15 protein-coding genes are annotated in these 18002 nt (G+C 61.0%); 13 read left to right on the top strand and 2 right to left on the bottom strand.

Annotated features, from left to right (window positions below; translation table 11 throughout):
* The first annotated feature begins 1 nt into the window (after position 1).
* Together BUE38_RS09935 and BUE38_RS09930 are read left to right on the top strand one after the other, a co-directional pair.
* Positions 2–1324: a sodium ion-translocating decarboxylase subunit beta gene (locus BUE38_RS09935; protein WP_073435022.1), complete on the top strand. Its 1323-nt coding sequence runs from the start codon at positions 2–4 to the stop codon at positions 1322–1324.
* A gap of 312 nt (positions 1325–1636) precedes the next feature.
* Positions 1637–3475 (top strand): bifunctional ornithine lipid synthase OlsF, encoded by a 1839-nt coding sequence (locus tag BUE38_RS09930; protein ID WP_084541853.1) that lies wholly within the window; start codon positions 1637–1639, stop codon positions 3473–3475.
* 380 nt (positions 3476–3855) lie between these two features.
* Here BUE38_RS09930 and BUE38_RS09925 read toward each other — a convergent pair whose 3' ends face one another.
* The gene (locus tag BUE38_RS09925; protein WP_073435021.1) at positions 3856–4482 is read right to left on the bottom strand and encodes an IMPACT family protein; all 627 of its coding nucleotides are present in this window, start codon (positions 4480–4482) and stop codon (positions 3856–3858) included.
* Positions 4482–4958: a transcriptional repressor LexA gene (gene lexA, locus BUE38_RS09920; protein ID WP_073435020.1), complete on the bottom strand. Its 477-nt coding sequence runs from the start codon at positions 4956–4958 to the stop codon at positions 4482–4484. The genes BUE38_RS09925 and lexA overlap by 1 nt, the downstream gene beginning before the upstream one ends.
* 256 nt (positions 4959–5214) lie before the next feature.
* Here lexA and ccmA point away from each other — a divergent pair, with 256 nt between their 5' ends.
* The 11 genes from ccmA (at position 5215) to BUE38_RS09865 (ending at position 17921) form a co-directional block, all read left to right on the top strand.
* Positions 5215–5853: a cytochrome c biogenesis heme-transporting ATPase CcmA gene (gene ccmA / locus BUE38_RS09915; RefSeq protein ID WP_073435019.1), complete on the top strand. Its 639-nt coding sequence runs from the start codon at positions 5215–5217 to the stop codon at positions 5851–5853.
* A complete protein-coding gene (gene ccmB, locus BUE38_RS09910) occupies positions 5850–6596 on the top strand; it encodes a heme exporter protein CcmB (protein ID WP_084541852.1) in 747 nt (248 codons plus the stop codon). The genes ccmA and ccmB overlap by 4 nt, the downstream gene beginning before the upstream one ends.
* Before the next feature lie 17 nt (positions 6597–6613).
* Complete coding sequence (locus BUE38_RS09905; protein ID WP_073435018.1) at positions 6614–7354, top strand: heme ABC transporter permease; 741 nt, start codon at positions 6614–6616, stop codon at positions 7352–7354.
* A complete protein-coding gene (gene ccmD / locus BUE38_RS09900) occupies positions 7354–7548 on the top strand; it encodes a heme exporter protein CcmD (RefSeq protein WP_073435017.1) in 195 nt (64 codons plus the stop codon). Before BUE38_RS09905 ends, ccmD begins: the two co-directional genes overlap by 1 nt.
* Positions 7545–8018 carry a cytochrome c maturation protein CcmE gene (ccmE, locus tag BUE38_RS09895; RefSeq protein WP_073435016.1) on the top strand — a complete coding sequence of 158 codons (474 nt, stop codon included), beginning with the start codon at positions 7545–7547 and terminating at the stop codon, positions 8016–8018. The genes ccmD and ccmE overlap by 4 nt, the downstream gene beginning before the upstream one ends.
* Before the next feature lie 23 nt (positions 8019–8041).
* Complete coding sequence (locus BUE38_RS09890; protein ID WP_073435015.1) at positions 8042–10084, top strand: heme lyase CcmF/NrfE family subunit; 2043 nt, start codon at positions 8042–8044, stop codon at positions 10082–10084.
* Positions 10081–10629, top strand: a complete 549-nt coding sequence (locus BUE38_RS09885) for a DsbE family thiol:disulfide interchange protein (protein ID WP_073435014.1) — start codon at positions 10081–10083, stop codon at positions 10627–10629. Before BUE38_RS09890 ends, BUE38_RS09885 begins: the two co-directional genes overlap by 4 nt.
* Positions 10630–10652: 23 nt before the next feature.
* The gene (locus BUE38_RS09880; protein ID WP_234986865.1) at positions 10653–11153 is read left to right on the top strand and encodes a cytochrome c-type biogenesis protein; all 501 of its coding nucleotides are present in this window, start codon (positions 10653–10655) and stop codon (positions 11151–11153) included.
* A complete protein-coding gene (gene ccmI / locus BUE38_RS09875; protein WP_073435013.1) occupies positions 11150–12385 on the top strand; it encodes a c-type cytochrome biogenesis protein CcmI in 1236 nt (411 codons plus the stop codon). Before BUE38_RS09880 ends, ccmI begins: the two co-directional genes overlap by 4 nt.
* A 3-nt stretch (positions 12386–12388) precedes the next feature.
* Positions 12389–15886: a chromosome segregation protein SMC gene (gene smc, locus BUE38_RS09870; RefSeq protein ID WP_073435012.1), complete on the top strand. Its 3498-nt coding sequence runs from the start codon at positions 12389–12391 to the stop codon at positions 15884–15886.
* Between the two features lie 226 nt (positions 15887–16112).
* Positions 16113–17921: a cell division protein ZipA C-terminal FtsZ-binding domain-containing protein gene (locus BUE38_RS09865; RefSeq protein WP_073435011.1), complete on the top strand. Its 1809-nt coding sequence runs from the start codon at positions 16113–16115 to the stop codon at positions 17919–17921.
* Positions 17922–18002: the final 81 nt, after the last annotated feature.

Here is an 18002-nt window from a genome sequence, read left to right as displayed (position 1 = left end):
CATGGAGAAGATTCTGACGCTCTGGTACGGCTCCGGCCTGTACAACCTGAGCCTCGGCCAGGCGGTAATGGTGGTGGTCGGGCTGCTGCTGCTGTGGCTGGCGATAGCCAGGAAATTTGAGCCGCTGTTGCTGGTGCCGATCGGTTTTGGCGGGATTCTTGCCAATATTCCCGAGGCAGGACTGGCACTGTCGGCCGCCGAGCAGGCGGCCCACCTTGGTCGTCCCGAACTATTGACGCAGATGGCTCAGGCATTGGGAACCTCACTGCCTGCTGGTGTTGATATCGACAGCTGGCGGCACTCGCTTGAGGAGCTGTTGCACAGCGATATCTCACCGGCGCTGGTGCGTACGGCCAACGATATCGCCATGGACGCCGGTTTTGCCCATGGCGTGTTGTACCAGTTCTATAGTGTGGCGATTGCCTCGGGTATTGCCCCGTTGGTGATCTTCATGGGGGTCGGTGCGATGACCGACTTCGGTCCGCTGCTGGCCAATCCGCGTACGCTGTTCCTCGGTGCTGCTGCCCAGTTCGGTATCTTTGCCACGCTGATCGGGGCGGTGACGCTGTCGGCGGCGGGGGTGATGGACTTCACCCTCAACCAGGCGGCAGCGATCGGTATCATCGGTGGTGCGGATGGTCCGACTTCGATCTATGTGGCCAGTATGCTGGCGCCGGAGTTGCTGGGGGCTATTGCCGTGGCGTCATACTCCTATATGGCGTTGGTGCCACTGATTCAGCCGCCGATCATGCGTGCGTTGACCACGGCGAAGGAACGCGAGATCGCCATGACCCAACTGCGCCCGGTTTCGCGGTTGGAGAAGATCGTTTTCCCGCTGGCGCTGTTGATCCTGGTGGTCCTGTTCCTTCCGGATGCGGCGCCACTGTTGGGTATGTTCTGCTTCGGCAATCTGATGCGTGAGTGTGGGGTGGTCGAGCGTCTGTCGGATACTGCGCAGAATGCCCTGATCAATACCGTGACGATCTTCCTCGGCCTTTCCGTGGGCTCCAAGCTGATGGCGGATCGTTTCCTGGCGATCGAGACGCTGGGCATTCTCGGGCTCGGCATGGTCGCCTTTGCGATCGGTACCGCTTGTGGCGTGTTGATGGCCAAGCTGCTCAATGCGGTCAGCAAGAACCCGATCAATCCCTTGATCGGTTCGGCTGGTGTCTCTGCCGTACCCATGGCGGCGAGGGTGTCCAACAAGATCGGGCTGGAGTCCAACCCCCATAACTTCCTGCTGATGCATGCCATGGGGCCGAATGTCGCCGGCGTCATCGGCTCGGCAGTGGCCGCCGGGGTGATGATCAAGTATCTGGGCTGAAGGCCAGCTTCGGGCCTCGAGTTCCGAGTCTCGAGCGGTTGGTCGGAGGCGTCAGGTTCGGCGCACCCAACTGAAAGAGGGAGTTCCTGTGCTACGGGAGCTCCCTTTTTTCGTCAGGCCAGCTTTCACCATTGGCTGAGGCCTATCCGTTCAGCATCGACCGGCTCGCGGCTCGCGGCTTGCGGCTTGCGGCTTGCGGCTCGCGGCTTGCGGCTCGCATCCCACTGTCATTTCTCCGTCCTGGTCCGGCCATCCAACTGTCACTTGTCCGCCCTAGTCTGGCCTTATAACGCCACGCCTGGGGAAAGGCAGATGATCGATATCGATGGAGCGCTGCGTGAAAAGGCGCCGGCAGTTCAACGTTGGCCGGGGTGGTGTCGACAGTTGTTTGTTGCCGGTCTCAAGCGGTTGGTGCATGAGCAGGAAATCAACGACTTTCTGGTGCAGTACCAGAACGTCGGCGGCCTCGAGTTCATTGATCGGGTGCTGGAGCATCTGGACTTCGGCTACACGCTTTCCTCCCGCGAGCGTGACAATATTCCGGTAACCGGGCGCGTGGTCATTGTCGCCAATCATCCGCTGGGGGCGCTCGATGGCCTGGCGCTGGTGCGCATGGTCGCGGATCTGCGCCCGGACGTGAAGATCATTGCCAATGACCTGTTGTTGCAGATTCGCCCGCTGGCGCCGCTGTTGTTGCCGGTGGACAACCTGTCGCGCAGGGGATTTCGCAAGAGCCTTCAGGGCATCGTCGACGCTCTGGACGAGGAACAGGCGGTTATCGTCTTTCCTGCTGGAGAGGTGTCCCGTGCGGGCCCGTCGGGCATCAAGGACGGCGACTGGATGTCCGGTTTTCTGCATGCGGCGCGCCGAACCAATGCGCCCATTGTGCCGGTGCATGTCGGAGGGCGTAACTCCTCGCTGTTCTATTCACTGACGTCGCTCTACTCGCCGCTTGGCACCTTGCTGCTGCCCAACGAGATGTTTCGCCAGCGTGGTCGGCAGATTGCCATGCGGGTAGGGGGCGAGATTCCGTTGGATCGCTTTGACCGTGACGATCTGGCGACCGCCGCCAAGCTCAAGCTGTTGCGCAAGCATGTCTATCGTCTGGGCAAGGGCAAGCGCGGTGTATTCGTTACTGAGTCGGGGATCGCTCACCCGGAAAGTCGCCAGCGACTGCGGGAGGAGCTGTCTGGTGCCGAGCGACTTGGTGAGACGCCGGATGGCAAGCAGATCCTGCTGTTTGACTACCATCCGGACTCGGCGGTCATGCGTGAGATTGGGCGCTTGCGTGAGGTTGCCTTCCGTCGTGTTGGCGAAGGGACCGGCAGGAAGCGGGATCTCGACGATTACGATGTCCTCTATCGCCACTTGATCCTGTGGGATGACAAGGATCTCGAGATCGCCGGCGCCTATCGCCTCGGTGAAGTCAGCAGGATTCTTGAGGCGCGCGGGGTCGAGGGGCTCTACAGCTCAACCATCTTCCATCTCGACAACGCTCCCTGGCAGGATTGGCGTCATGGGTTGGAGCTCGGACGGAGCTTTGTCCAGCCACGCTACTGGGGACGCCGCAGCCTCGACTATCTGTGGCTGGGGCTGGGGGCTTACCTGCGTAAGCATCCTGAAGTACGTTGGCTGTTCGGCCCGGTGACCATTCCCAACCATATGCCGCCGCTGGCCAAGGACCTGTTGCTCAGCTACTACCGCCACTATCATGCCAACGATGCCAGCGAGATACGCCCACGTGCTCCGGTGCAGCTGTCTTCAGCTGGACGCCATGAGGCTGAACGTCTGTTTTCGGGCAATGACATGAAGGCGGATTTCCTGCGCCTCAAACACGCGTTGCAGGCGATGGGGGCTGGAGTGCCGGCACTCTACAAGCAGTACGTCGAGGTGGCCCAGCCTGGTGGTGTCAGCTTTCATGCCTTCGGGGTCGATACCGGCTTCAGCTATTGCATCGATGGTCTGGTGGTGGTGGATATCACCAGGCTCAAGCCGGAGAAACGTGCTCGGTATATCGGCGACACCGAAGCGTCCAGTGGCGGGCGTAGTGAGCGTTCGCCTGCAGGCGCTGTCACTGCCGACGGGGCATCGGCCAGAGCTGCGCCAGAGGAAACGAAAGCGTTGGTCCCGAATTCAATCGGCATATCCTGACTCGGGAAGAAGCGGAGCTGTCAGAGCTGGTATTATTGATATGGCAATCAAATAGCTCATCCTGATCGATTTGATTGTCGTCCGCATCACAGGCGCAGATGCGTGGATCTGCTGGTGTGGTGCGGTCTCGCGTCGGCCTGATGGCCGACGGCAGCAGGTCCCTGTGCCGCTATTATTAACATGGCAATCAAATAGCTCATCCTGATCGATTTGATTGTCGTCCGCACCACACTGGCGCAGATGCGCGGATCTGCTGGTGTGATGCGGTCTCGCGTCGGCCTGATGGCCGACGGCGGCACATCCCTGTGCCGCAATCAACCCAACATGAAAGCATGCCGGGTCAATAATGGAAGGTGGGCAAGCCGATCGGCTGTTGGTAATCAGGTCGGGGCTTCGCCTTCCAGTTCCAGCCTGCCTTTCAGGCGTGAGTGCAGGGTGCTGACATCCACTGGCGTATCGCTTGGCCAGCCCAGTACCAGGGTAACCCCGTTGGCGGTATACAGGGCATCGGTGATGGTAACGTCGTGTTGGGTACACCAGTCCCGGGTGTCTGCTTCCCCGGCGAAATCAACCTGAATACGCAACTCACGGCGTTCGGTGATCTCACGCCTCGGGACTTCTGCCAGCGCCGCCATGACCGCCTGGGTATAGGCGCGCGCCAGGCCGCCGGTACCGAGTTTGATGCCCCCGAAGTAGCGAGTGACCACTGCCGCGACCTGGCCGATACCATCGCCGGTGAGGGCCTGGTACATCGGGCGACCGGCGGTCCCGCCGGGCTCTCCGTCATCCGAAAAGCCGATATTGACCTGCTCACCGGGCGAACCGGCGACAAAGGCACTGCAGTGATGGCTGGCATTGGGGTGGGCGCTGCGTGCGGCCGCCAGCAGGCCATCGAACGCTGCCGTATCCGGCGCATGGGCCAACCAGGTAATGAAACGACTGCGCTCGATCTCGATCTCGATTTCGAACCAGCTACCGGGCGCCAGATCGGGAACCGGGTAGCGCATCAGGCCGCCATCTCCGCCCGTCGTGCCACACCCATGACCAGCCCCAGTACGCGAATGTCACTATTGCGTAGATAGATGGGGGGCATGCTGGTGTTGGCCGGTTGCAGGCGCACACCATTCTTCTCGATATACAGCTTCTTCAGGGTGACCTCCTGGTCGTTGATCATGACCACTGCCGTTTCGCCGTTCTCGGCACTTTCCTGGCGCTCGATGATGATCACATCGCCATCGAAGATATTGCAATCGATCATCGAGTTTCCGCGTACCTGAAGCGCATAGGTGTTGCGTCGGATCATGCTTGAGGGCACGTGAATGCTGGCGGTGTCGCTGCAGGCCTCAATGGGCAGGCCTGCCGAGACATTACCGATCAGCGGGATCTCGGCACAGCTGTCGGCGTCATGGTCGACGGGAGCCCAGCTCTCGGCAATGGGCAGATTGGGACGGCGCTCAAAGAACTGCAGTGTGACGGTGGTCATGGCACATGGTCTCCCCTTGGCGAGCGCTGCCGGCGGTTGCAACCAGGAGTGGAGCAATCGCGACAGAGCCTTCCTTGCGAAAAATACCTGTCGATACATACAGTGTTTGGGAGAAGAATAGCAGTGCCAGCGGAACACGCAAGTATCATGGATCTGATCTGTCATCAGACTGCGACGGCTTGCCGCCTGTGGCTGCTGGTTCGGCTGGGGCAATCCGTGTAAAGTCTGTGCGAATCTGTTTATCCTGGGGTGTGTCTTGAGTCTGAGTCTTGAAGCTCGACAACTGGCTTGCGAGCGTGATGGCCGCTGGCTGTTTCGTGGCCTCGACCTGACCCTGAACGCCGGGGATGTGATGCGTATCGAGGGACCCAACGGCAGCGGAAAGACCACGCTACTCAAGGTGCTCTGTGGCCAGATTGTCGATGTGGAAGGCGAGGTTCTGTGGCAGGGGGAGCCTCTGCGACGGGTACGGTCCGAGCTACTGGCCAACCTGCTCTATCTGGGCCACGGCGCCGGGGTAAAGGCGCACCTCAGTGCGCTGGAGAATCTGCGCTGGTACCAGGCCATCAGTGGTGACCAGGTGTCTTCCCGCGATTGTGAGTTGGCGCTGGCCAGGGTGGGCCTGGTCGGGTTCGAGGAGGTGCCAGCCATACAGTTGTCGGCCGGACAGCAGCGCCGCATCGCACTGGCGCGCCTGCACCTGACGCCCCGCTTGCTGTGGGTTCTGGATGAACCCTTCATCGCCATCGACGCCGAGGGCGTGGCTGCGCTGGAGCAGTTGCTGGCGGAGCATGCGCGTAGGGGAGGCGCGGTGCTGGTGACGACGCATCATGCTCTCGAGCGTATCGAAGGGCTGCGCAGCCTGCGTCTGGCTGGTGAGGTGGCGGCAGCATGAGGCAGGAAGTTCGATCACTGGATCCGTTGGATTCACCAGGGTTACTGAGGGCACGCAGCAGCGGCGCGGGACTGGGAACAGCCCTGTCGGCAACGCTGAAACGCGACTTGCTGATGGTGACACGGCGCCCCGGCGATGCGCTGACGCCGCTGATGTTCTTCGCCATGGTCATCACCCTGTTCCCGTTGGGCATTTCTCCTGATGCTGACCAGTTGGCGTTGATTGCGCCGGGTATCCTGTGGGTGGCGGCATTGCTTGCAGCGCTGCTGTCACTGGATGGGCTGTTTCGTACTGATCATGATGATGGCACCCTGGAACAGCTGATGTTGACGCCGCATCCATTGCCATTGCTGGTGATCGCCAAGGTGGCAGTGCATTGGCTGGTGACCGGTGTTCCACTGGCCTTGTTGGCGCCGCTGTTGGGACTGATGTTGTCGCTTCCCGAGGGCAGTTACCTGGTGCTGTCGGCTTCCGTGGCGCTGGGCAGTGCCTGTATCAGCCTGATCGGCGCCATCGGTGCGGCACTGACCGTTGGGCTGGCGCGGGGCGGAATGCTGCTGGCGTTGATCGTACTGCCGCTATTCATGCCGGTGCTGATCTTCGGTAGTGGCGCTATCGTCGCTGTTATCGAGGGCGGGGCCTGGTTGGCCCATCTGGCAATTCTCGGTGCCTTCCTGTGTGTGGCATTGATGCTGGCGCCATGGGCCATTGCGGCCTCGTTGCGTGTCAGTCTTCACGATTGATTCAAGGAATGATACCGATGTGGGCGTTTTTCCATAAACTCGGGTCGCCGCGCTGGTTCTACGCTATTGCGTCGCGATTCGAACCCTGGTGCTGGGCTCTGGCGTTGATCCTGATCGTGGTCGGCAGCGTCTGGGGGCTGGTCTTTGCGCCGGCTGACTATCAGCAGGGCAACAGCTTCCGCATCATCTATGTCCATGTGCCGGCGGCCTTCCTGGGCCAGTCGATCTATATCGCCATGGCGGTCTGTGGATTCGTCTACATGGTGTGGAAGATCAGGGTGGCCGATATGGCGGCGGCGATGATGGCGCCATTGGGTGCCGTAATGACGTTCATGGCATTGCTGTCGGGTTCTGTGTGGGGCAAGCCGACCTGGGGAACCTGGTGGCAGTGGGATGCACGCTTGACTTCGATGCTGATCCTGCTGTTCCTGTATATCGGTGTGATGGTACTGCGGGCCACGTTCTACCGCCTCGAGTCGGCGGCACGGGCGGCCGCTATTCTGACCATGGTCGGGGTGGTCAATATTCCCATCATCAAATACTCCGTAGAGTGGTGGAATACCCTGCATCAGCCCGCTTCATTCACCATCACCGAACGTCCGGCAATGCCGGTGGAAATGTGGTTACCCCTACTGATCATGGTGGTGGGGTTCTATGCCTTCTTTGCTGCCTTCACGTTGACACGGGTGCGCAGCGAGATCCTGCGCCGTGAGCAGAGCAAGCGCTGGGTGCAGGACATGTTCAGGGAGAAATGTTGATGGCCTTCGACTCCTTTTCCGACTGGTTGGCCATGGGCCGTCATGGTGTCTACGTATGGACGGCCTGGGGCGTCAGTCTGGGGCTTCTTGCGCTCTGTGTGCTGCTGGTACGCAGTGAAATTCGCACAGTGCGCCGTGATCTGCGGCGGCGCATTCGGCGTGCGGCAGCGACCAATGGCGGAGGACAAGGATGAGAGTCAGACGTCGCAATCGTATGTTGCTGATCATCGGTCTGGTGGCGCTGTGTGCCATCGCTGTGGGTCTGACGCTTTATGCGTTGCGCAGCAATATCAATCTGTTCTTCAGCCCGGTGCAGATCGCTGCCGGTGAGGCACCGTTGGATCACCAGTTGCGGGCTGGTGGCATGGTCAAGGACGGTAGCGTCGAGCGTGATGGCGACAGCCTTGAGGTTCGGTTCGTGGTGACCGACTTCGTCGACGAGGTTGAGGTTCATTACGATGGCATCCTGCCGGATCTGTTCCGCGATGGGCAGGGGGTCGTCGTGGTCGGCAAGCTGACTGAAGGTGGCTGGATCGCAGCGGACGAGGTGCTGGCCAAGCACGACGAGAATTACATGCCGCCGGAAGTCGCCGAGGCCCTCGAGAAGGCCGGCTATTCTCCCGCGGATTATCGACAGGCGCCCGAGGCCGCGGAAACGCGCTGAACGCCTCGGGCAAGGACTCCAGTATGGTTATCGAGACGATTCCGGAAATCGGCCACTTCGCCCTGATCATTGCTCTGCTGATGGCGGTGTTGCAGGCGGTACTGCCTCTTGCGGGGGCGGCGACACGTCGGCCGTTGTGGATGGCCTATGCGCGTCCCATGGCTGCGGGGCAGATGGCCTTTGTGTTGGTGGCCTATGGCTGTCTTACCGCCAGTTTTCTGCTCGATGACTTCAGCGTCATCACGGTGGCGGACAACTCCAACTCCATGCTGCCCTGGTATTACAAGTTCAGTGCCGTGTGGGGCAACCATGAAGGCTCGGTGTTGCTGTGGAGTCTGATCCTCGGCGGTTGGACCTTTGCTGTCGGTTGTTTCTCCCGTGCTCTGCCACCGGACATGGTCGCGCGAGTGCTGGGGATCATGGGGCTGGTCAGCACCGGGTTTCTGGCCTTTGTGCTGTTCACCTCCAACCCCTTTGCTCGCATGCTGCCCAATGTGCCGCCGGACGGCGCCGACCTCAATCCGCTGTTGCAGGATGTCGGGCTGATCATCCACCCGCCGATGCTGTACATGGGCTATGTCGGTTTCAGTGTGGTCTTCGCTTTTGCCATTGCCGCCTTGCTGGGTGGGCGTCTTGATGCTGCCTGGACCCGTTGGGCGCGCCCCTGGACCAATATTGCCTGGGCCTTTCTCACGGTAGGGATTGCATTGGGCAGCTGGTGGGCATACTACGAGTTGGGCTGGGGCGGCTGGTGGTTCTGGGATCCGGTGGAGAATGCCTCTCTGCTCCCCTGGCTGGCGGGTACGGCGCTGATACATTCGCTGGCGGTGACCGAGAAGCGCGGGACCTTCAAGAGCTGGACGGTGTTGCTGGCGATCGTGACCTTTTCGTTGTCACTGATGGGAACCTTCCTGGTGCGCTCTGGAGTGCTGACTTCGGTGCACGCCTTTGCCAATGACCCCTCTCGGGGGTTGTTCATTCTGGTGTTGCTGGGGATTACCGTCGGCTTGTCTCTGCTGCTGTTTGCTCTGCGTGCACCGCGTGTCAGCCAGCCTGGCGCCTTCACCTGGTTGTCACGGGATGCCTTGTTGCTGGTCAACAACATCCTGCTGGTGGTGATGACGGTGACAGTGCTGTTGGGTACGGTCTATCCGCTGCTGCTGGATGCGCTCAACCTCGGCAAGATCAGCGTCGGCCCGCCTTACTTCAATGCCCTGTTCGTCCCGCTGACGGTGATCCTGTGTGTGTTCATGGGCTTGGGTCCCAGTGCTCGCTGGAAGCACATGAAGGGCAGCGAACTGGCCCGGCGTCTAGGGTTGTCGGGTGTGGCGGCATTGCTGATCGGCGCCGTCATTCCGTTGCTCTATCACGGTGAGTGGAGCCCGAAGGTCAGTATCGGCCTGGTCTGTGCGCTGTGGCTGGTGCTGTCGCTGATACGCGATCTGTGGCAGAAGACCTCACGTAGCAGCACTTCCAGCAACACCCGCTCTCTCGACACCGGGCGGCTCAACGCCATCAAGCGCCTGACACCTGCGTACTGGGGCATGGTGCTGGGGCATCTTGGGCTGGCGGTGACCATCGTCGGGGTCACCATGGTGTCCAACTACGCGGTCGAGCGTAATGTGCGCATGGGGGTTGGCGACAGCCTTGAGCTGGCAGGAATGACCTTTACCATGACGGCTCTGGATGAGCGCCGTGGCCCCAACTACCTCTCGGATGCCGCGACCATCGAAGTGCGTCGTGGCGACAACACCAGTCGTTTCGTGATGACACCGGAAAAGCGTCTTTACATTGCACGGGGCATGCCAATGACTCAGGTGGCGCTCAAGCCGGGCCTGTTCCATGACCTCTATATCGCCATGGGCGAAGAACTTGATGGCGACACCTGGGCCATGCGTTTTCAGATCAAACCCTTTGTGCGCTGGCTGTGGCTGGGAGCTCTGATGATGGCCATTGGTGGCCTGGTGGCCGTGGCCGACCGGCGTTACCGCCGTCGTCTGGCGGTAAAGGAGCCGCCACTGCCGAGTCCCTCTGTTGAGTCATCTGCCCGGGAGGTCAGGGCATGAAGCGTCGTCTGTTGCTGTTGTTGCCGCTGGTGGCGTTTCTGGTGCTGGCCGTCTTTCTGTATCGTGGCCTGTCGATCAATCCCTCCGAGCGCGAGTCGGCCTTGATGGCTCGCGAGTTTCCGGCCTTCTCGCTGAGCACGTTGCAGGACCCGCAGCGCAAGGTCGATGCCAGCCTGCTCGAGGGGCAGGTCACCCTGGTCAATGTATGGGGCTCCTGGTGTCCCACCTGTCGTCAGGAAATGCCGCAGTTACTCGATTTGGCTGAGCGCGGCGTGCGCCTGGTCGGTGTCGACTACAAGGAGCAGGGAGCGGATGACGTCGCTCAACGGGCCAGGGGCACGGCTTTCCTGCAACAGTTCGGCAATCCCTTCGAGGTCAATATCTTCGACCCCGACGGGAGCCTGGGATTTGACCTCGGCGTCTACGGCGCCCCTGAGACCTTCCTCGTCGATGCCGAGGGCGTGATTCGTTATCACCATACCGGCTATATCACCGCCGAGGACGTCGACCAGATCATTCTGCCGGAGGTGGAAAAATGGCAGTAATGCGCAACGCCATGAGGATGGCAATGTTCAAGAAGGCGGTGCCAGGAAAGGCATGGCTGGCCACGATGGCCCTGCTGACCATGACGGTCCTGCTGCATAGTGTTTCGGCCATTGCCGAGACTGTCGAGGTGCGCTCCTTCGGCAATCCTGTCACCGAACAGCGCTATCGCGATCTGGTGGGGACATTGCGCTGCCCCAAGTGTGAGAACCAGGCGATCGGGGATTCCAACTCGCCGATCGCCGCCGACATGCGTGAGCGAATCTACCTGCAGTTGCAGGATGGCCGCTCCGACAAGGAAATCATCGATTACATGGTCAATCGCTTCGGCGACTATGTGCTCTATAACCCGAGGCTGGAAGGCAGGACCCTGTTGCTGTGGGGGTTGCCGGCGGCGCTGGTCATGGTGGGCGTGGTGGTACTGATTGTTCTGGTTCGATCAAGGCGCAAGGCCCGCATGGGAGCACTCACGCAGGAAGAGCAGCAGCGTCTGGCAGCATTGATCAAGCGTGAGGGAGACGAATGATCTGGATGTGGCTGACCTTTTCGCTGTTGCTGCTGATGGCCGCCTGGCTGTTGATGATTCCTCTGCGGCGCGCAGCTCTGGTCGAGAAACGCCAGCGTGCCCTGGAGGAGGGCGACGATGCGGCCGCGCAGAACGTGGCGGTGTATCGGCGCCGGGAGGCGTCGCTGGAAGCGGCACTGGAACGTGGTGATATTGACCAGGAACGTTTCGATGAGGACCTGAAGGAGCTGCAGCGCGCACTGCTGGATGACACCGTTCATCTGCGTCGCTCGCCCCTGAAGTCGTCGACAGCAGGGAGAGTGGTGGTGCCGCTGGTGATTGTGCTGGTGGTGGCGGCCAGTCTCGGCTGGTACAGCCATGAAGGCGCAGAAGGGGATCTGGCGTTGCATCAAGCTATCAAGAGCGTTCGTGAGGATCCCCAGCGAACGCCACAGCAACTGATGACAACCCTCGAGCAGCAGGCTCGGCAGCAACCGGATAACCCCAATGTGTGGCGCACGCTTTACCCGCTCTATCGTGACGGTGGTCAGTTGGACAAGGCCGAGCAGGCACTGGATCGGCTGATTGTCCTGGAAGGTCGCAAGGCCTGGTGGTTGGCCGAGAAAGCTCAGATCACTTACTTCGCCAATCAGCGCCAACTGACGCCAGAAGTGCAGGCGCTGGTCGACGAAACCCTGGCGATGGACCCGAATGAACCCACCCTGATGGGCCTGCTGGGCGTGGATGCCTTTGAAGAGCAGCAGTATCAACAGGCCATCGATTACTGGCGGCGTGCGCTGGCGGCGGATATTCCCCCAGTGATTGCCAATGCCATGCAGGAAGGCATTCGAGTGGCCACGCAGCGCCTGGACTCAGCCAATGGTACGGCGGCGGTCAGCGGAAACCGAGTCACTGTACGCTTGTCTCTGGCCGAGGGGCTGGCGGATCGTCTGCCCCAGGATGCGTCCATCTTTGTCGTCGCTCGTGACAGTGCCGGCCAATTGCCGCCCCTCGCCATTCAGCAGCTGCGACCGAACCAGCTTCCGGCCACGGTGGTACTGAGTGAAGCCAACGCCATGTCACCGGCTGCAACCCTCAAGGATGCTGCTGAAGTGCGCCTGGTGGCACGGGTCTCGGCCAGCGGTCAGGCTCAGGCCCAGCCCGGAGATTTGATGGGAGAGCGCAAGGGGGTTGCAGTTTCGGCGTCAGATCAGGATCCTGTCGCGCTAATCATCGATCAGGTAGTCGAATAATCCATGCGTCTGACGTCGATCCGCCTCGCGGGCTTCAAGTCCTTTGTTGATCCGGTCACGGTGCCCTTTCAGGGCAACATGACGGCGATCGTCGGACCCAATGGTTGTGGCAAGTCGAACATCATCGATGCCGTGCGCTGGGTGATGGGGGAGTCCTCGGCCAAGACGCTGCGCGGTGAGTCGATGACCGACGTCATCTTCAATGGTTCGACTGGTCGCAAGCCCGTCGGCATGGCGTCCATCGAGCTGGTTTTCGACAATCGTGATGGCTCGCTGGGCGGCGTCTATGCCCAGTACGCGGAGATATCGGTCAAGCGCCAGGTGACCCGCGACGCTCAATCGAGTTACTTCTTCAACGGCCAGAAATGTCGTCGTCGTGATATTGCCGATCTTTTTCTCGGCACCGGCCTCGGGCCACGCTCCTACTCCATCATCGGGCAGGGCATGATCTCGCGGTTGATCGAGGCGCGCCCCGAGGAACTGCGCGCTACTCTCGAGGAAGCCGCAGGAATCTCCAAGTACAAGGAGCGCCGACGCGAAACCGAGAATCGCATGCGTCGCACCCAGGAGAATCTCGATCGCCTCGAGGACATTCGCGAGGAACTGGACAAGCAGCTAGAGCGCCTGCGGCGCCAGGCCGAGGCAGCCAAACGCTATCAGACCCTGAAGCAGGAAGAGCATCGCGTGAAGGGCGAGCTTGCCCTGTTGCGAGGGCGGGCGTTGCGGGCCAGTCAGAGCGAGCAGGAGAGCCGAGTCCGTGAGCTGGAGACGGCGGTGGAGCGAGAAGTGCTCGGCATGCGGCAGTGCGAGACCCGGCTTGAGGAAGCCCGGGCCGAGCATGATGGTATTGCCCAGGACCTCGACGCCCGTCAATCAAGCTTCTACGAGACCACCACCGCCATCGCGCGCCTGGAGCAGGAGCTCGAGCATACCCGCTCGAGGGACCAACAGCTGGCGCGTGATCTGGAAGCCGCCAGGCGCGAGCTCGATGAGTTGGCGCGCCTTGGTGAGACGGATGAACAGCGCCTGCAGAGCGTCGAGGAGCGTCTCGAGACGCTGGCACCGGAGCAGGAAGAACTGGCCGAGCAACTGGCGGAGCTCGAAGCCGCGTTGGAGGAGGCTGAACCCGGTGTCGAGGAAGCTGATGCCGAGTGGGAGTCGTTCAACGAGCGCTGGCGAAATGATAGCCATGCGGCGGAGCGCAGCCAGGATCGCCTGCGTGAGCTGGAGAGTCGACTCGAGCGTATCAGCAGCGACCGCAACAAGCGTCGTCAGCAGCTCGAGGAGCTGCCGGACATTGCTGCCCTCAGTGCCCAGCGTGACGAGGTCAAGGAGCGCCTGGCCGAGAGCGATGAGCGTCGCGCCATGCTCGAGGAACAGCGCGAGACACTGGCCTCGCGTCGCGACAGTGGACGCCGAGCTCTGGCGGAACAGGACTCTGAGCGTGATGAGCAGCGCTCCAGACGCAGCACCTTGCAGGGCGAAATCGCTTCCCTTGAGGCACTGATTGCCGCGGCTCTGGCCGACCATGATGAGGGGCTCGACCAGCAGCTCGAAGTGCTGGGAGTGAGCCAGGCCCCGCGGCTTGGTGAACAGCTTGACGTCGATGCCGGTTGGGAAGATGCCGTTTCCTGGGTGCTGGCCCCCTGGCTCAAGGCTCGGCTGTCGGCATTCGAAAGCACTGGCAATGCCATGACAGTGGCCCACAGTGGTGGCGAGATTGCGATCCTCGACAGTGCCGAAGTCGCGGCCCCCGCTGGCAGTCTTGCCGCTCGAGTGCGTGGTGCCGGCGCTGGTAGCCAATGGTTGGCCGGGATTCGTTGCGCTGAATCACGTGAAGCCGCCTGGGCGGCTCGCGACCAGTTGGCAGAGGGCCAGAGCTGGATTACCACCGATGGGTTGTGGCTGGGGCGGGGATGGGTGCGCTTGCGTGGCGAGGGTGATGGCCCGGACGCGCTGCTGGTCAGCCGCCGTCGTCTGGAAGAGGCCAGCGCCGCCCTTGATGAGGTAGAAGCCGAACTGGTCAGGCTGGACGCCGAACATGAAATGGCTCAGCAACAGGTCGCTGATGCCGAGCAGGCGCTGGAGCAGTTGCGTCTCGATGAACGCGAACTGGACCAGACTCGACAACAGATGGCAGTGCAGGACAGCGGTCTGGCCAGTCGGCTTGAACATCTGTCCAGCCGAGGCGCCGAGATTCATGAAGAGCTCGAAAGTCTGGCTGAGGCGGATGAGGAAACCCGGCTGGCCATCGAAGAGATTCGCGAGCAGTGGCAGAGTGCCATGATGCGCCTGGAGGAGGGTGCTGAGATGCGCGAGCGGCTCGAACGCCGTCGCAGTGAGGCACGTGAACAACTGACTGCGTTGCGCACGCGTCAGCGCCCCTTGAGTGAGCGGGCCCAGCAGCTGACCCTGGAGCATCAGCGCCTGACCACCGAGCGTGCCGGCCTGGCGGAGCAGCAGGGCCGTGCCGGTGACACCCGTTCACGTCTCGAGGAGCGGATTGCCGAACTCGAGGAGTCCCGTGAGGGGCTGCATGAGCCGGATGAAGAGCGGCGCGAGCGACTCGACGAACTGCTCTATCGTCGTGAGCGGGAGGAGCGCGAGCTGAATGAGGCGCGCGCCAGGGCTTCGGCGCTGGTCGAGCGTCTTCGCGATGACGAGCAGGCACGCCAGCAGCATGAGCGCAACCTCGACGGTGTTCGTGAACGTCTGCAGGAGGCCCGCATGCAGGTGCAGGCGCTGGCGCTCAAGGCCGAGAGCCAGGATGAACAGCTCAAGGAACTGGGCCACGAAGCCGAAAACCTGATGGAAGGGCTCGATCCCAATGCCACGGAGTCCGCCTGGCAGACTCGTCTGGAGGAGTTGGGCGAGAAGATTCGCCGTCTGGGCGCGATCAACCTGGCGGCCATTGAGGAGTATGAGCAGCAGGCCGAACGACGTAACTATCTGGAGGCCCAGCAGGCTGAGTTGAACGAGGCACTCGAGACCCTGGACAAGGCCATTCGGCGTATTGATCAGGAGACGCGGACCCGCTTTCGTGACACCTTCGAGAGAGTCAATGCGGGTCTGCAATCGCTTTTTCCTCGGGTCTTCGGTGGTGGAACCGCATGGTTGACGTTGACGGGCGAGGATTTATTGGAAACCGGGGTCGCCATCATGGCAAGACCCCCTGGCAAGAAGAACAGTACTATTCATTTGCTGTCTGGCGGAGAAAAAGCACTGACTGCGTTGTCTATGGTATTTGCTATCTTTCAACTCAATCCGGCTCCGTTCTGTATGCTGGATGAAGTGGATGCACCTCTGGACGATGCCAATGTTGGTCGCTATGCCAGATTGGTGAAGGAAATGTCAGAGAGTGTTCAGTTCATCTACATCACTCATAACAAGATTGCGATGGAAGCTGCCGAGCGATTGATGGGGGTAACCATGCAGGAACCGGGTTGTTCTCGGCTTGTATCGGTTGACGTAGATGAAGCCGCCGCCCTGGCTGAGGCATAATAAACTTGAAAGGTTGGCGCAAAAGGTTTACCAAATAACACCATAATACTGCACGACAACGTAAGCAGAGGGATTTGGAAGGGCGAATGGGGAAGGCATTGTCGAGAAGACCGAAGAAAAAAACGGCGCTTGACAAACAAAAAAAGTGGCCTTTTTTTTCGCGATCACGCTATGCTGTTGACGAACAACCTACAGGCATGGCGCCTTAGCAAAGGCATGACGACCCATGGAACTTAGAGAGTGGCTGATCATACTGGGGCTGGCACTGGTGACACTCATCGTTATCGATGGGGTACGTCGCCTGCAGCGCCAACGACGCACTCCCCGCCTGGATGAGGTAGCGGGAGAAGGCTTGCAGACTGCGAGCGCGGATGGACCTGATCCGGAGGCCGAGGCTCGAGCAGTCGAGGTGGATTGGGAGTTGCCCAATGGAGGGGCGCGCGTCGTCAGACCCGCCGACTTCTCCAGTGTGCAGCCCAAGCCGAAGCTCGAACGCCAGGAGCACCCAGGGCCATCCCGGGTGCTGCACGAGTTCCGTGCGTCACAGCAGCGGAACGGGCAGGACGGCGTGGATACGAAGACCGCTGCATCCAGTGCGGCGGCTTCTGCTGTATCGACATCCGAGGCGGCAGGCGCTGCGGTGGGTCAGGCTGAGTCAGACAACCTGGCGAATGCCGGTCTGCCAGACAGTAATGACGACAGAGCCGAAGCATCTGCTCAGCAGGAGGCGAAAGTCGACCTGCCCGAGCAATCTCGGCCCGATAGCTCGGTGCGTGCAGACTCGGTGCGTACAGACACCACGGCAGACCGCTCGGCGACACCGTCCACCGCGTCAGTGTCTGACAGGGTCGAATCTGATGGGGTCAAGGAACAGCCGTTTTCGGAAGACCAGACAGCGGCTGGAGCGGACACTCCCCAGCGTCGGGAGCCGGTACTCAGTGCCACTGATGACGATGAGCGTGAAACAACGTTGTCGGCAGAGCCGTTGAGTGCTGATCCCGAGGATCATGATGAGTACGACGAGGAACACTATCGTCTCGTCGATTTCGAGGGAATGGGCGATTCACTGAAGACTCGCTCTCGCCAGGTCGGCTCCTCAATGCAGCGTTTTGGCGCTTCCCTGCAGAAGTCTCTGGCCGATCGTCGCGAACACAAGCGTGTCGAGCGTGAACGTCGCGAGCGGCTCAAGGCAGAAAAGGCTGCGGAAGCGGCGCGTCTCGCTGAGCAGAAGGCGGCGGAGCAGCAGGCCGCTCGGGCGGCAGCCGAAGCCGAGCAGGCACGACTGGAACTGGAGCGTCAGCAACAGGCTCAGCTTCAGGCACAGTCCCAGTCCCTGGGGACTACGGCCTACGCGGAAGATGACGATCCGTTGTTCGCCCCGCGTCGAGCCGGGCCACGTTATGACGCCGAGCCTTCAGTGTCGGATGAGTTTGTGGCAGAGGAATCTGTGGCAGATGAGCCCCTGTCCGAAGCAGAAGAAGCACAGATTGCTGCGGCCATGGAGGACAGCAAGGTCCGCGTTCATCCGGTACTGGAGAAGGCGCTGCGCCATGATGTCAACGCCGAGCACGCGCGGGATAGCCTGGCCAATGCCGACGAGATCATTGTCATCAGCGTGATGTCACGTGATCCTGCCGGTTTCCACGGCTCGCGCCTGCTGGAGTTGATGATGGCCTGTGGTCTGCGCTATAGCCGCGAGATGGGCATCTTCCACCGTTTCGAGACCGAAGACGCGGATAGCGCCCTGCAGTTCTCGATGGTCAATGTCCTCAAGCCGGGTTCCTTCCCGATCGAGGCGATGGATGACTTCACGTCACCGGGCGTTACCCTGTTGATGCCGCTGCCGGGGGCCAATGATACCTCTGCCGCCTTCGAGGCAATGGTCGAGACAGCGATGGTGATCGTGCGTCATCTGGGTGGTGAGTTGAAGGACGAGAATCGCAGCGTCATGACGGCGCAGACAGTCGAATTTGCTCGTCAGCGAGTACAGGAATTCGAGCGCCGCCATCGTCTACATCGCTATCAGGTGAATTGATTCCTGGCCTTCGGGCTTGATCCATCCGCCGGATTGCAGAGGCCCCATGGTGATATCACCATGGGGCCTCTGCGTATTTAC

The organism is Halomonas cupida, from assembly GCF_900142755.1.
Lineage (GTDB): Bacteria > Pseudomonadota > Gammaproteobacteria > Pseudomonadales > Halomonadaceae > Halomonas > Halomonas cupida.
This window is presented reverse-complemented; position numbering and strand designations above follow the sequence as displayed.